The organism is Streptomyces sp. NPDC028298, assembly GCF_055565895.1.
This window is the reverse complement of the sequence record NZ_JBVHTL010000006.1, coordinates 550,809-564,718: the sequence shown is the minus strand read 5'-3', so window position 1 is coordinate 564,718 and position 13,910 is coordinate 550,809. Positions and strand designations below refer to the sequence as shown.

The following is a 13,910-nucleotide window of genomic DNA, read 5'->3' as shown; positions in this document are numbered from 1 at the left end:
CCCAACCCTCAGGCACGGTGGCGTGAAGGACCGGCTTACATCCCCTTTGCGTTCGGAGGCGCCGATGTCCCAAGTCTTCTCCGAGGAGACCCATCGCAACCTGCTCGCCCGCATCCCCCATTGCACCGGTCGTGAGATCTCCGACTGGCTGCGCACCGTCGACGAAGGTCCCTCCCTCTTCCGCTTCGAGGAGAAGGTGAGCTGGCTCCGCGCCGAACACGACCTCGCGTACGGCCACGCGAAAGCGATCATCCACGAGTACGACCTGAGGAGGGCCGCGCGCAAACTGCTGTGAGCGCGCACCACCGAGACGACCGCCAACCGACGACACGCACGTGCCTCACATCGCACGCGCTGACACCGGCACCCATGCCGAAGGGCCCGCGAACTGGTGGTTCGCGGGCCCTTCGTCTCACCTGACGGCCTGTCCGGCCGTCGTCGTGACTAGTCCCTGCCGCTGAAGATGGCGACCAGTCGCAGCATCTCGACGTAGATCCACACGAGGGTCATGGTCAGGCCGAACGCGGCCAGCCATGCCTCTTCCTTCGGCGCACCGTAGGTGATGCCGTCCTCGATCTGCTTGAAGTCGAGGGTCAGGAAGAACGCGCCGATCAGGATCGCCAGGATGCCGACGGCGATGCCCAGCGGGCCGCTGCTGCGCAGTCCGCCGTCGGGGGCGACCCCGAAGGCGACCAGCAGGAGGTTCACCGCCATGACGGCGACGAAGGCGATGGCGATGGTGATGCCGATGCGCGCGTACCGGGCGGTGACGCGGATCCAGCCCGCCTTGTAGACGAGGAGGGTGGCGCCGGCGACCGCCATGGTGCCGAGCACGGCCTGGAAGGGCGCGCCGTGCCACTGCGAGTTGTACATCTCGCTGATGACACCGAGGAAGACGCCCTCGAAGGCGGCGTACCCGATGATCAGCGCGGGCGAGGCGGCGCGCTTGAAGGACTGCACCATCGCGAGGACGAAGGCGACCAGGCCGGAGCCGATGGCCAGGCCGTAGCTCGTGCTGGAGACCGGCAGCAGCGCCCAGGCCAGGATGGCGCCGACGACGACCGTGCCGAGCGTCATCGCCGAGCGCACGACGACGTCGTCCATCGTCATACGGCCGGTGGTGACCGGGGCCTGCGGCGGAGCACCCTGCTGGAGGCCCTGCTGTGCGTAGGGGTTCTGCGCGTACGGGTTCTGCGCGTAGGGGTTGCCGCCCTGCTGGGCGTACGGGTTCCCCTGCGTGCCGACAGCGGGTCCCCCGGCCTGCGGCGCCGCGTTGAAGCCCGCGTAGCCGTTGTCGCGGCTGAACCCCCGTCGCGAGAAGACCGGGTTGCTGCTCCTCATCTCACTCCTCCATGGCCACACTGCGTGGCCTTGGCTCAAGGGTAATGGGTAGGCAAAGGAATGACCCTAGTGCTTGAGTAGGATCTTTCCCTCGTTGTGCCACCGTACGCGTGTGCCCCCTGGTGTGCCCGCACTGGTACGAAGCCGTGACACCGCTCTCCGCGGCGGCGGCCCGCGCCGCGGCCGGAGGGGGAGGAACGAGCGGAGGAACGGAGCCTGCGGGCCACTCCCGGAGAGGTCCGACCGTGGCCCGCGTCCTGCTTCACAGGGGCGGGAAGTGCCCGGAACCGGACTTGAACCGGTACGCCCGCGAGGGGCAGCGAGGTTTAAGCTCGCCGTGTCTGCATTCCACCATCCGGGCAGACCATGGGCTCCGCATCGAGGTTCCGAGCCTATCGGGGCGCATCCCCCGAACAGCGGGCGTGCGGACCGATGTTGTCTTATTTTATTGACGTCTGAGGGTGCATCAGTACGCCGCACAGGCCGTCAGCACTTGCCAACAGCCTCCCGGACCCGCGCGGCCCGCGTACGGGGATTGACGGAATTTCACCGTCCGAACGCGATCACGCCGAGCCCCGGGCCGGCTCCCGGGCCGGCTCCCGGGAGTGCGGCCGCCCGCCGCGCGCTCCCCGGCGGCGACCCGGACGGCTCTCAGGGCGTTCCGTCATCCCCAGGTATGACACGCCCGCTCGCGGTCCGACCCGAGACTGCCCCCGGAACCGGAACAGCGGGTGACTACAGGCCGCGGATCGGCACGGACGATGGAACACGTCCTCAGAAACGTCCTCGTCCCGACAGGAGCACCCTCCCGTGACCACCACTCCCCTCGCCGGCACAAGCACCGCGGTCGCAGCCCGCGCCACGGAACTGTCGAAGGTCTACGGGCAGGGCGAGACCCAGGTGGTCGCGCTCGACCGGGTCAGCGTCGACTTCCGGCGGGCCGAGTTCACCGCGATCATGGGCCCCTCGGGGTCGGGCAAGTCCACGCTGATGCACTGCGTGGCCGGCCTCGACACCTTCTCCTCCGGCTCGGTGCGCATCGGCGACACCGAACTCGGCTCCCTGAAGGACAAGCAGCTCACCAAGCTGCGCCGGGACAAGATCGGCTTCATCTTCCAGGCGTTCAACCTGCTGCCGACCCTGAGCGCCCTGGAGAACATCACGCTCCCCATGGACATCGCGGGCCGCAAGCCCGACAAGGAGTGGCTGGACCGCGTCATCAAGATGATCGGCCTCGCGGACCGGCTGAGCCACCGCCCCTCCCAGCTCTCCGGCGGCCAGCAGCAGCGCGTCGCCGTCGCCCGCGCCCTCGCCTCCCGCCCCGAGATCATCTTCGGCGACGAGCCGACCGGGAACCTCGACTCGCGCTCGGGCGCGGAGGTCCTCGGCTTCCTGCGCAACTCCGTGCGCGAGCTCGGCCAGACCGTGGTGATGGTGACGCACGACCCGGTGGCCGCCGCCTACGCGGACCGGGTCGTCTTCCTCGCGGACGGACGGATCGTCGACGAGGTGCACGAGCCGACCGCCGACTCGGTCCTCGACCTCATGCGGAACCTTCCCGGGGGAAACCCCCGGACCCCCGCACTCGACGGCGAGAACCGCACGAGCTGACGCGGGCCGAACCCTCCTGACGCGCCCCCACCCTCTCCTCGTACACCTGGACTGAGAAGACCCATGTTCCGTACCGCCTTGCGCAACGTGTTCGCGCACAAGGCCAGACTCCTGATGACCGTGCTCGCCGTCCTCCTCGGCGTCGCCTTCGTCTCGGGGACCCTGGTCTTCACCAACACCATCTCGGACGCCTACCAGAAGAGCTCCGCCAAGGGCTTCGACCAGGTCGACGTCGCGATCCGCCCGGAGAGCGCGGCCGACTCGGGCGACACCGTCGGCAGGACGCACAAGCTGACGCGGCCCCTGCTCGACAAGGCCGCCCGGGTGCCCGGAGCCGCCTCCGCGATCGGGGTCGTGAACGGCTTCACCGCCATCGCCGACAAGGACGGCAAGCTCATCGGCGGCGGCTTCCAGTCGCAGGGCGGCAACTTCTGGGGCGACAAGGACCCCCGCTACCCCCTGACGGCCGGGCACGCCCCGCACGGCACCGGCGAGATCGCGATCGACACCGAGACCGCGCGGCGGACCGGCTACAAGGTCGGCGACACCGTACGCCTGTCCGTCGACGGCCCCGTCCTCGAACCCGTCGTCGCCGGCATCTTCAGCACCGACGACGGCAACGTGGCCGCGGGCGGCAGCCTCGCCCTGTTCGACACGGCGACCGCGCAGCGGCTGTTCCACTCGACCGGCGCCTACGACGAGATCGACGTGAAGGCCGCGCCCGGCACCAGCCAGAGCGCGCTGCGCGAGGCCCTCGACGCCGTCGTACCGAAGGACACCGCCTCCACCGTCACCGGCCGGCAGCTCGCCGACGACCAGGCCGAGCAGATCTCCGCCGCGATGAGCGGCATGAAGACGGGCCTGCTCGTCTTCGCCGGCATCGCCCTGTTCGTCGGCACGTTCATCATCGCCAACACCTTCACCATGCTGGTCGCCCAGCGCACCAAGGAACTGGCGCTGCTGCGCGCCGTCGGCGCCTCCCGCCGCCAGGTCACCCGCTCGGTGCTGATCGAGGCGTTCGTGGTCGGCGCGGTGGCGGCCGTCGGCGGGCTCGCCGCGGGCATCGGCATCGGTGCCGCGATGCGCTCCCTGATGGGCACGCTCGGCGCCACGGTGCCGGACGGCCCGCTGGTCGTCTCGCCCGGCACCGTCGCCACGGCGCTGCTCGTCGGCGTCCTCGTCACCATGCTGGCCGCGTGGCTGCCCGGCCGGCGCGCCGCGAAGATCCCCCCGGTGGCCGCGATGAGCAGCCTCCACGCGAAGGCGACGACGAAGTCCCTGGTCCTGCGCAACACGATCGGCGCCCTGCTCGCGGCGGCGGGTGTCGCCGTGGTCCTGTACGCGACGACGATGGACGGCTCGGACGGCCAGGCCCCGATGGGTCTGGGCGCCGTGCTCCTCATCCTCGGCGTCTTCGTCCTCACCCCCCTGCTGTCCCGGCCGCTGATCGCCGCGGCGGCTCCGGTCCTGCGGGTCTTCGGGATCTCCGGCAAGCTGGCCCGGCAGAACTCGGTGCGCAATCCGCGCCGCACCGCCGCCACCGCCTCGGCGCTGATGATCGGTCTCACGCTGATCACCGGCATGACGGTGATGGCGGGCAGCCTGCAGAAGTCGATCGACAAGATGGCCAGTTCGGCGATCAAGGCGGACTACCTCGTGTCGATGGCGAACGGCAACTCGCTGTCCCCGGACGTCGAGAAGAAGCTCGCCGCGGTCGACGGGGTCACCGACACCAGTCCGCTGCGCAACGCGCCCTCCCGCATCGACCGGCAGACGGAGAACCTGACCGGTGTCAACGGCCCGGCCATCGGCAAGCTCACCGACCTCGACGTCACCGACGGCGCCTTCCAGGTCGGCGGCACCCGGGTCGTGGTCGACTCGGACACGGCGAAGTCCCACGGCTGGAAGGCCGGTTCGCGCTTCCAGGTCGCCTACGAGGACGGCGCGAAGCAGCGACTGTCCGTCGCCGGGGTCTACGAGGCCAACGAGATGATCCAGGGCATCATCCTGGACGACACCACCCTCTCCCCGCACCAGCGGGACGTCTCCGACATGCAGGTCATGGTGAAGACGGCGGGCGGCGCCTCGGCCGCGGCCAAGGACAGTCTGGAGAAGGCCCTCGGCGACAACCCCGCCGTCAAGGTCCAGGACAAGCACGACATCTCCGAGGGCATCGCCCAGATGTTCACGCTGATGCTGAACATGCTCTACGGCCTCCTGGCGATGGCGGTGATCGTCGCCGTCCTCGGGGTCATCAACACCCTCGCGATGTCGGTCTTCGAGCGCTCGCAGGAGATCGGGATGCTCCGCGCGATCGGCCTGGACCGCAAGGGGGTCAAGCGGATGGTCCGTCTGGAGTCCCTGGTCATCTCGCTCTTCGGCGGCGTCCTCGGCATCGGTCTCGGCGTGTTCTTCGGCTGGGCGGCCGGCGAGTTGCTGGGCAGCAGGATGTCGACGTACGAACTGGTCCTGCCCTGGGGCCGGATGGCGCTCTTCCTCCTGCTCGCGGCCACCGTCGGAGTCCTGGCGGCGCTCTGGCCGGCCCGCCGGGCGGCCCGGCTGAACATGCTGGGGGCGATCAAGTCCGAGTGACCGGGCACGGCGCCCGGGCCGCGGCGGCGGCCCGGGAAGCCAGGTGAGCCAGGCGGGCCCGGGAAGCCAGGTGAACCCGGAAGACGACCGAGGGGGTCCTGTTCCGTCCGGAACGGGACCCCCTCCGCGTGCGCGCCCGCGCTCCGGACGCCTCAGTTCCAGGTTCTCGCCCGCAGCGGCATCCCGGACGCGCCGGACGCGCCCGGAGTCTTCACCGCCAGCACCTGGTTGACGCCGATCTGGTTGCGCTCGAAGGCGACCGCGCTCGCCGCCATGTACAGCCGCCAGACGCGCGCCCGGCCGACACCGGTGAGCCGGACGGCACGGGACCAGCCCGCCTCCAGATTGGCGACCCAGCGGCGCAGGGTGAGCGCGTAGTGCTCGCGCAGGGCCTCGACGTCACGCACCTCGAACCCGGCCCGCTCCAGCAGCGCCACGGTCGTCCCGACGGGGGCGAGTTCGCCGTCGGGGAACACATAGGCGTCGATGAACGCGTCCACGGTGTACGACGACTCGTCGCGCTGCGGGCGCCGGCCGATCTGGTGGTTGAGCAGCCGCCCTCCGGGGGCGAGGAGGCGGCCGAGCACCTCGGCGTACTCCAGGTAGCGCTCGGCGCCGACGTGTTCGGCCATCCCGATGGAGGAGATCGCGTCGTAGGGCCCGTCGGTGACGTCCCGGTAGTCCTGCACCCTGATCTCGACCCGGTCCGTCAGGCCCTCCTCCGCGACCCGTTTACGGGCGTACGCGGCCTGTTCCTGCGACAGCGTCACCCCGACCACCCTCACGCCGTGGTCCCGGGCGGCGTGCACGGCCATCGAGCCCCAGCCGCAGCCGACGTCCAGGAGTCGCTGACCGGGCTTCAGGGCCAGCTTCCGGGCGACGAGTTCGAGCTTGTCGCGCTGCGCCTCCTCCAGGGTGCCGTCCTCCCGCCAGTAGGCGCACGAGTAGACCATGGACGGGCCGAGGACGAGCTCGTAGAAGTCGTTGCCGACGTCGTAGTGGTGGCTGATCGCGCTCCGGTCGGTGCGCCTGGTGTGCAGGTGGCGGCGCCTGCGCACCTCCTCGGGGGGCGGGGCGGGCGGCAGCGGCAGTCCCGCCATCCCCACCAGCCCGCGGACCGCGGCGCGCACCTCGGGATCACGCAGCGCCGCCCCGAGCCCGCGCGCGTCCTCGCCGCGCTCCCAGACGAGCCCGGACAGCAGGTCCAGGGCGGTGTACAGGTCTCCCTCGATGCCCAGGTCGCCGGAGACCCAGGCGCGGGCCAGTCCCAACTCGCCCGGCTTCCACAACAGTCGGCGCACGGCCCGCCGGTTGCGGACGACGAGCGCCGGCGCCGCGGGCGGACCGGCTTCCGAACCGTCCCAGGCGCGCACGCGCAAAGGGAGAGGGGCTCCCAGCAACTGTTCGACAAGGCCTTTGAGCCGCGGCGCGGCGTCCTGCATGGCGTACACCTCCGAGACAACACTCCCGAACGCTCCGACACCACGTAAACATCTACCCCCTCGCCGGGCAGTCCCCCCTTCACGACACAGATTCGCAAAATGTGTGTACGCACCATGCTTTACGTGGCGCCCCGGCGCCGCTTCGAACGGCGCCCAGGGCGCACCGGGCCGCCCCGGGGCGGGGAACGCCGAAGGGGCCGCCCGCACCACGGATGGCGGGCGGCCCCTTCGGGGCGTTCGGTGACCGGAGGTCAGGAGGCCTCGGTCAGGAGGCCTTGGCCTTCTCCTCGGTCTTGACGGCGGGCGCCGGGGCGGCCGGAGCCGGCTTGGCGGCCTCGTAGAACTCCTCGCGCGGAGTCTCCATGGCACCCAGGGAGACGACCTCGCGCTTGAGGAACATCGCGAGCGTCCAGTCCGCGAAGACGCGGATCTTGCGGTTCCAGGTCGGCATGGCCAGACCGTGGTAGCCACGGTGCATGTACCAGGCGAGGCGGCCCTTGAGCTTGATCTTCATCTTGCCCATGACGATCATCGCGACGCCCTTGTGCAGGCCGAGACCGGCCACGGCGCCCTTGTTGGCGTGCGCGTACTCCTTCTGCGGGAAGCCCCGCATGCCGGAGATCACGTTGTCGCCGAGGATCTTGGCCTGACGCAGCGCGTGCTGCGCGTTCGGCGGGCACCAGGCGTTCTCGACACCGGCCTTGCGGGCGGCGACGTCCGGCACCTGGGCGTTGTCGCCCGCGGCCCAGATGTAGTCCGTGCCCTGCACCTGGAGCGTGGTCTGGGTGTCCACGTGGCCACGCGGGCCGAGCGGCAGACCGAAGCGGGAGAGAACGGGGTTCGGCTTGACGCCGGCCGTCCAGACGATCGTGTTGGAGTCGACCTCGAGGCCGTTCTTCAGCACGACGTGGCCGTCGACGCAGGAGTCCATGGAGGTGGAGAGGTAGATCTCCACACCGCGGCTCTCCAGGTGCTCCTTGCCGTACTGGCCGAGCTTGGGGCCGACCTCGGGAAGGATCTTGTCCGCGGCGTCGACGAGGATGAAGCGCATGTCCTCGCGGGACACGCTGCTGTAGTACTTGGCCGCGTCACGGGCCATGTCCTCGACTTCACCGATGGTCTCGGCGCCGGCGAAGCCGCCACCCACGAAGACGAAGGTCAGCGCCTTGCGGCGGACGTCCTCGTCCGTGGTGGAGTCGGCCTTGTCGAGCTGCTCGAGAACGTGGTTGCGCAGGCCGATGGCCTCCTCGATGCCCTTCATGCCGATGCCCTGCTCGGCGAGGCCGGGGATCGGGAAGGTGCGGGAGACCGCGCCCATCGCGATGACGAGGTAGTCGAAAGGCAGCTCGTACGCCTCGCCCACGAGGGGGGCGACCGTGGCGACCTTGCGGTCCTGGTCGATGGTGGTGACCCGGCCGGTGAGGACCTCCGCCTTGGGAAGTACACGCCGCAGCGGGACGACGACGTGCCGCGGCGAGATGCTGCCGGCGGCTGCTTCGGGGAGGAAGGGCTGGTAGGTCATGTACGACCGGGGGTCGACGACCGTGACGGTCGCCTCTCCGTAGCGCATCTGCTTGAGGATGCGCCGAGCTGCGTACAGGCCTACGTACCCACCGCCTACTACGAGGATCCTGGGACGCTCCGTGGTGCTCATGCCATCGAGTATCCACCTGGTTCAGGGGGGTCGCTCGTGCGCCCCTTCACAAGCTCGGACAGGGGCTCTGCTACACTCCGCCGCCCTCGTGACCGGGGTCATGGCGGCAGGGGTGGACCGCCGTACGGTTCGTACCGTTGTCAACACCGCGTGAGCTGCGGCCCAACCCGTTCGGCCGAGCGGACCACACCTGTGTTTCACCGTCCTGAAACGCGGTCGCAACGCTTCACCGAGCATGCTTCCGGACCCGCCCGGCCCCGCGGAAGGGCCCAAGTGGCCCCTTCGTGGCCCGTTCGTCGCTCAGCAGGGCCATTTTCCTTGTGAAGAACTTCACGAACTTTCTCGACGGAGTCGCACGAGAGGGCGTCCAGGACCCCCTCCGGCACGCTCATACGCTATCCGACCCGCTCAGCCGAGGCTACCGACGAGTAGCAAAGGAGACCCGTGCCACGCCGTGCGCCACGGCCGCACACGGCGCTCCTGAGCCCTGTCCGGCCGCCCGGGGACGCCGACGGCCCCGGTTCCCTGGAAGGGGACCCGGGGCCGTGTCACACCCGCTCTCGACGCGTCGACGGATGGCGTCAGTCGCCCTGCCGGGCCGCTTCGGCTTCCTCCGCCACCTTGAAGGCGATGCCGTCGAGGATGTCGTGCTCGCTGACCACGACCTCCCCGGCCCCGGTCCGCTCCATGATCGAGAGCAGGACGAGGGCGCCGGCCCCGATCACGTCCACGCGGCCCGGGTGCATGGAGGGGACGGCCGCGCGCTCGGCGTGGGTGGAGCGCAGCAGCCACTCGGTGATCTCGCGGACGCGCGCGATCGGGACGCGGGAGTGGTGGATCCGCTCGGAGTCGTACTCGGCGAGGTCCAGCGCGATCGCCGCGATCGTGGTGACCGAGCCGGCCAGCCCCACCAGGGTGCGCGCCTCGCGCAGCGGGACCGTCTCCTCGGCGAGGTCGAGGGCGGCCTCGATGTCGGCGCGCATCGCCGCGACCTGCTCGGCGGTGGGCGGGTCGGTCACGACGCCGTCGCGCACGAGGTGACGTTCCGTCATCCGTACGCAGCCGACGTCCACGGAGCGTGCCGCGCGCACCCGGTCGGCGCCGACGACGAACTCCGTGGAGCCGCCGCCGATGTCCACGACCAGGTAGGGCGTGGCGAGGTCGTCGCGCCCGGCCAGTTCCCTGGTCGCGCCGGTGAAGGAGAACTCGGCCTCCTGGTCGCCGGTGACGACCTCCGGCTCGACGCCGAGGATGTCCAGCACCCCGCGCACGAACTCGTCCCGGTTCTCCGCGTCCCGGGAGGCGGAGGTGGCGACGAAGCGCAGCCGCTCGGCGCCGTGCTCCTTGATGGCCTCGGCGTAGGCGTGGCAGGCGGCGAAGGTCCGCTCCAGCGCCTCGGGGGCGAGCCGCCCGGTGCGGTCGACGCCCTGGCCCAGCCGGACGATGGTCATCCGCCGGTCCAGGTCGGTGAGTTCGCCCGTCCGCGGGTCCGCGTCGGCCACCAGGAGCCGGATGGAGTTCGTACCGCAGTCGACGGCGGCGACGCGGGTCACCGGCCGTCCTCGGCGGACTCGTCGCCGGCCGGCGCTCCGGCCCGGGTGACGCAGGCGCCCTTGCGCCACCACTCGGGCAGCATGGCGATGGCCTCGTCGCCGAGCGGGTTGACGCCGGGGCCGGCGGCCAGCGAGTGCGCCACCAGAACGTGCAGGCACTTCACCCGGTCCGGCATGCCGCCCGCGCTCGGGAAGCCCTCCAGGACCTCGATCGCGTCACGGCGCGCGATGTAGTCCTCGTGGGCGGCGCGGTAGGCCGCGGCCAGCTCGGGGTCGGTGGCCAGTCGTTCGGTCATCTCCTTCATGACCCCGTTGGCCTCCAGCGTCCCGATCGCGGACGCGGCCCGCGGGCACGTCAGGTAGTACGTGGTCGGGAACGGCGTGCCGTCGGGGAGGCGGGGCGCCGTCTCCACCACGTCCGGCTGGCCGCAGGGGCAGCGGTGCACGATCGCGCGCAGCCCGCGCGGCGGCCGGCCGAGCTGCTGCTTGAAGGCCTCGACGTCGGCGTCGGTGGGCTCGGTGCGCGGGGTGGTGGGCGGTGGCGTTTCCATGCCGTGAGTCACGTGTCTTTCTGGTCAGTTCATGGGGCGTCAGCGGTCGGCGGCGTCGGATTTGTCCACGCCGTCCCAGACATTGGTGTACCAGGGGCGGTCGGCGGTGCCCCGATCGGCACGGGACTGCTTCGCGGCGTCCGGGTCGATCACGACGTAGCCGGTCTCGCCCGGCATCACGTAGTGCAGCCGCTGCCGGATCTGCTGCTTCGCGTACGCGTCGTCCTGCCAGCGCGCCTTGAGGTCGCGAAGCTGCTCGACCCGCTGCCGGGCCTGCTCCCGCTGCCGCTCCAGATCGCCGATCTGGGCCCGCTGGGAGACGTACTGCCGCATCGGGTACGCGAGGGCGACGATCAGGGTGCACAGGACCATGGCGAGGAGCGCGGCCCGGCCGGTGAGCCGGGAGCGGCGCGCCTGCCGCTTGGTCTGGGAGCGGTAGACCCTGGCCGCCGTCTGCTCGCCGAGCAGCTTCAGCCTGGTCGAGGTGGAGAACCGGTCCCGGTCCTTCACGGCCATGAGTCCCGCCTCCCCAGTACCGGCCCGCCGTACGGGCCCGTCACGTGCGTACGTCCCCGCACACGGTACGGGACCGGGTACGGGGACGTACGGATGACGCTTCCTGAGACGCGCGGGGGTCAGCCCTTGAAGCGCGGGAAGGCGCTGCGGCCGGCGTAGACCGCGGCGTCGTCGAGGATCTCCTCGATGCGCAGGAGCTGGTTGTACTTGGCGACACGGTCCGAGCGGGCCGGGGCGCCGGTCTTGATCTGACCGCAGTTCACGGCGACCGCGAGGTCGGCGATGGTGACGTCCTCGGTCTCGCCGGAACGGTGGGACATCATGCACTTGAAGCCGTTGCGCTGGGCCAGCTCGACGGCGTCCAGCGTCTCGGTCAGCGAACCGATCTGGTTGACCTTGACGAGCAGGGCGTTGGCGGAGCCCTCCTCGATGCCGCGGGCCAGGCGCTCCGGGTTGGTGACGAAGAGGTCGTCGCCGACGATCTGGACCTTGTCGCCCAGCTTGTCGGTGATGACCTTCCAGCCGGCCCAGTCGTCCTCGAACAGCGGGTCCTCGATGGAGACGAGCGGGTACGCCGCGACGAGCTCGGCGTAGTACTCGGTCATCTCGGCGGCGGAGCGCTCCTTGCCCTCGAAGAGGTACTTGCCGTCCTTGTAGAACTCGGAGGCGGCGACGTCGAGGGCGAGGGCGATCTGCTCGCCGGGGGTGTAGCCGGCCTCCTTGATGGCCTCGAGGATGAGGTCGAGGGCGGCGCGGTTGGACTCCAGGTTCGGGGCGAAGCCGCCCTCGTCGCCGAGGCCGGTGGACAGGCCCTTGGTCTTCAGCACCTTCTTGAGGGTGTGGTAGACCTCGGCGCCCCAGCGCAGGGCCTCGGAGAAGGACTCCGCGCCGATCGGGGCGATCATGAACTCCTGGATGTCCACGTTGGAGTCGGCGTGCGAGCCGCCGTTCAGGATGTTCATCATCGGAACGGGCAGCAGGTGCGCGTTCGGTCCGCCCAGGTAGCGGAAGAGCGGCAGGTCGGACGCCTCGGAGGCGGCGTGCGCGACGGCGAGCGAGACGCCGAGGATGGCGTTGGCGCCGAGCGAGCCCTTGTTGTCGGTGGCGTCCAGGTCGAACATCGCCTGGTCGATCAGGCGCTGCTCGGTGGCGTCGTAGCCGACGAGCTCCGGGCCGATCTGCTCGATGACGGCGAGGACGGCCTTCTCGACACCCTTGCCCTGGTAGCGGTTCGGGTCACCGTCGCGAAGCTCGATGGCCTCGAACGCTCCGGTGGAGGCGCCGGACGGAACGGCGGCACGACCCGTGCTGCCGTCGTCGAGGCCGACCTCGACCTCGACCGTGGGGTTGCCTCGGGAGTCCAGGATTTCCCGGGCTACGACGACGTCGATGGACGGCACGAGCATCTCCTTATGGGATGTGACGCGGGTACGCGGGGCTCAGCAGTCCCGCGGGATGAGCCTAACCGGCTCAGGGGGATCGGCCGGCGATCGACCACCCCTTGAGCGGACTGAGCCTACATATTGTTCCTGAACGGAACAAAAAAAGAAATGAAAAACCCCGCTCCGGCGCGTGCGGGGGAACACGCGCCGGAGCGGGGAGCCCGTGGGGACGGGGAACCTCGGCGGGTCTCCGGTGCGTGCGAAGACCCCACGAGGGGCTGTTGCCTGCCGGGTGTCGCGGCGCGGTGCCGGAATCACCGCCGCCCTCCGCCGAAAGCGGCCGGTGGACCGGCGTGCCGCGCTGCTCAGCTCAGGTGGAGCTGCTGGCCCGGGTAGATGAAGTCGGCGTCGGCGACGATGTCCTTGTTCAGCTTGAACAGCTTCTGCCAGCCGCCCTTGACGTGCTTCTTCTCGGCGATCGAGCTGAGGGTGTCACCCTTGACGACCTTGTACTCGCCGTCGCCCTTCTTGACCTTCTTGCCGGTCGGGGTGGTGACGGTCTTCTGGGCGGGGCGCTCCGAGGAACGGGAGGCGGGCTGCTCCGTCGTCCGGGTGGCCGGGGCGCTCTGCGAGCTGCCGGCCGAGGAGGAGGTGGACGGGGCCGCCGGGGCCGAGCCGCCGCCGTACGGGGTGCTCGACAGGCCGGTGCCGCAGGTGGGCCAGGCGCCCTTGCCCTGCGCGGCGAGGACCTTCTCGCCGATGGTGATCTGCTGGGACTTCGAGGCCTGGTCGGCGGTCGAGGCGTAGGCGGTGCCGCCGTACGCGGCCCAGGTGGAGGACGAGAACTGCAGGCCGCCGTAGTAGCCGTTGCCGGTGTTGATCGACCAGTTGCCGCCGGACTCGCACTGGGCGACGGCGTCCCACTCGGAGGCGGTGGCCGCGGAGGCGTTGCCGGCCGCCATCAGCGGGGCGGCGATGGCGACGCCGGTGACACCGGCGAGCGTGGCGACACGGGTGGCCTTGTTCGGGCGGCGGTGCTTGCCCTTGCTGGAGAACAGCATGGAGAGATCCCCTCACCGACGCCTGCGAGGTGAGCTGTCGGGTTCGGGCCGAATGAGTTGCCCGGCCGCATGCCCTCGGTCCTGTCTCCAGGACGTCCGGCACGCGGCTTCACCCCAAGCCGTTCCCGGGTGTCTCTCGACTCCCGGACCCGGCACTTACCTTGGGTCCCCCGCTCCTGCCGACGGCGCATGACGCGACGACTGTTC

The 13,910-nt window shown here is 70.5% G+C and carries 11 protein-coding genes, 1 tRNA gene and 1 riboswitch; of the genes, 3 read left to right on the top strand and 9 right to left on the bottom strand.

Features of this window, described 5'->3' with window-relative positions; translation table 11 throughout:
* Nucleotides 1-64 precede the first annotated feature (64 nt).
* Nucleotides 65-295, top strand: a complete 231-nt coding sequence (locus ACZ4TO_RS28110; RefSeq protein WP_363106326.1) for a DUF4287 domain-containing protein — start codon at nucleotides 65-67, stop codon at nucleotides 293-295.
* A gap of 149 nt (nucleotides 296-444) precedes the next feature.
* On the opposite strand, the gene ACZ4TO_RS28105 is transcribed toward ACZ4TO_RS28110, so the two are convergent.
* Both ACZ4TO_RS28105 and ACZ4TO_RS28100 read right to left on the bottom strand, forming a co-directional pair.
* Nucleotides 445-1,341 carry a Bax inhibitor-1/YccA family protein gene (locus tag ACZ4TO_RS28105; RefSeq protein WP_382791872.1) on the bottom strand — a complete coding sequence of 299 codons (897 nt, stop codon included), beginning with the start codon at nucleotides 1,339-1,341 and terminating at the stop codon, nucleotides 445-447.
* A 278-nt stretch (nucleotides 1,342-1,619) separates the two neighbouring features.
* Nucleotides 1,620-1,702: transfer RNA gene (locus tag ACZ4TO_RS28100), tRNA-Leu, on the bottom strand.
* Between the two features lie 449 nt (nucleotides 1,703-2,151).
* Here ACZ4TO_RS28100 and ACZ4TO_RS28095 point away from each other — a divergent pair.
* Nucleotides 2,152-2,952 carry an ABC transporter ATP-binding protein gene (locus ACZ4TO_RS28095; RefSeq protein WP_385044481.1) on the top strand — a complete coding sequence of 267 codons (801 nt, stop codon included), beginning with the start codon at nucleotides 2,152-2,154 and terminating at the stop codon, nucleotides 2,950-2,952.
* 63 nt (nucleotides 2,953-3,015) lie between these two features.
* A complete protein-coding gene (locus ACZ4TO_RS28090; protein WP_468025528.1) occupies nucleotides 3,016-5,544 on the top strand; it encodes an ABC transporter permease in 2,529 nt (842 codons plus the stop codon).
* A gap of 152 nt (nucleotides 5,545-5,696) precedes the next feature.
* Here ACZ4TO_RS28090 and ACZ4TO_RS28085 read toward each other — a convergent pair whose 3' ends face one another.
* The 7 genes from ACZ4TO_RS28085 to ACZ4TO_RS28055 all read right to left on the bottom strand — a co-directional run bounded on the left by ACZ4TO_RS28085 (nucleotide 5,697) and on the right by ACZ4TO_RS28055 (nucleotide 13,703).
* Nucleotides 5,697-6,986, bottom strand: coding sequence for a class I SAM-dependent methyltransferase (locus ACZ4TO_RS28085; protein ID WP_382791863.1), 1,290 nt, complete (start codon nucleotides 6,984-6,986; stop codon nucleotides 5,697-5,699).
* Nucleotides 6,987-7,251: 265 nt separating this feature from the next.
* Nucleotides 7,252-8,640: an NAD(P)/FAD-dependent oxidoreductase gene (locus ACZ4TO_RS28080; protein ID WP_326787331.1), complete on the bottom strand. Its 1,389-nt coding sequence runs from the start codon at nucleotides 8,638-8,640 to the stop codon at nucleotides 7,252-7,254.
* A gap of 581 nt (nucleotides 8,641-9,221) precedes the next feature.
* Complete coding sequence (locus tag ACZ4TO_RS28075) at nucleotides 9,222-10,193, bottom strand: Ppx/GppA phosphatase family protein (protein WP_382791859.1); 972 nt, start codon at nucleotides 10,191-10,193, stop codon at nucleotides 9,222-9,224.
* A complete protein-coding gene (locus ACZ4TO_RS28070) occupies nucleotides 10,190-10,744 on the bottom strand; it encodes a DUF501 domain-containing protein (RefSeq protein ID WP_382791856.1) in 555 nt (184 codons plus the stop codon). Before ACZ4TO_RS28070 ends, ACZ4TO_RS28075 begins: the two co-directional genes overlap by 4 nt.
* A gap of 39 nt (nucleotides 10,745-10,783) precedes the next feature.
* Nucleotides 10,784-11,260, bottom strand: a complete 477-nt coding sequence (locus ACZ4TO_RS28065) for an FtsB family cell division protein (protein WP_382791853.1) — start codon at nucleotides 11,258-11,260, stop codon at nucleotides 10,784-10,786.
* 119 nt (nucleotides 11,261-11,379) lie between these two features.
* A complete protein-coding gene (eno, locus tag ACZ4TO_RS28060; protein WP_385044489.1) occupies nucleotides 11,380-12,666 on the bottom strand; it encodes a phosphopyruvate hydratase in 1,287 nt (428 codons plus the stop codon).
* A 341-nt stretch (nucleotides 12,667-13,007) separates the two neighbouring features.
* Nucleotides 13,008-13,703 (bottom strand): transglycosylase family protein, encoded by a 696-nt coding sequence (locus tag ACZ4TO_RS28055; RefSeq protein ID WP_468025527.1) that lies wholly within the window; start codon nucleotides 13,701-13,703, stop codon nucleotides 13,008-13,010.
* Between the two features lie 4 nt (nucleotides 13,704-13,707).
* A riboswitch (cyclic di-AMP (ydaO/yuaA leader) is annotated at nucleotides 13,708-13,901 on the bottom strand.
* Nucleotides 13,902-13,910: the final 9 nt, after the last annotated feature.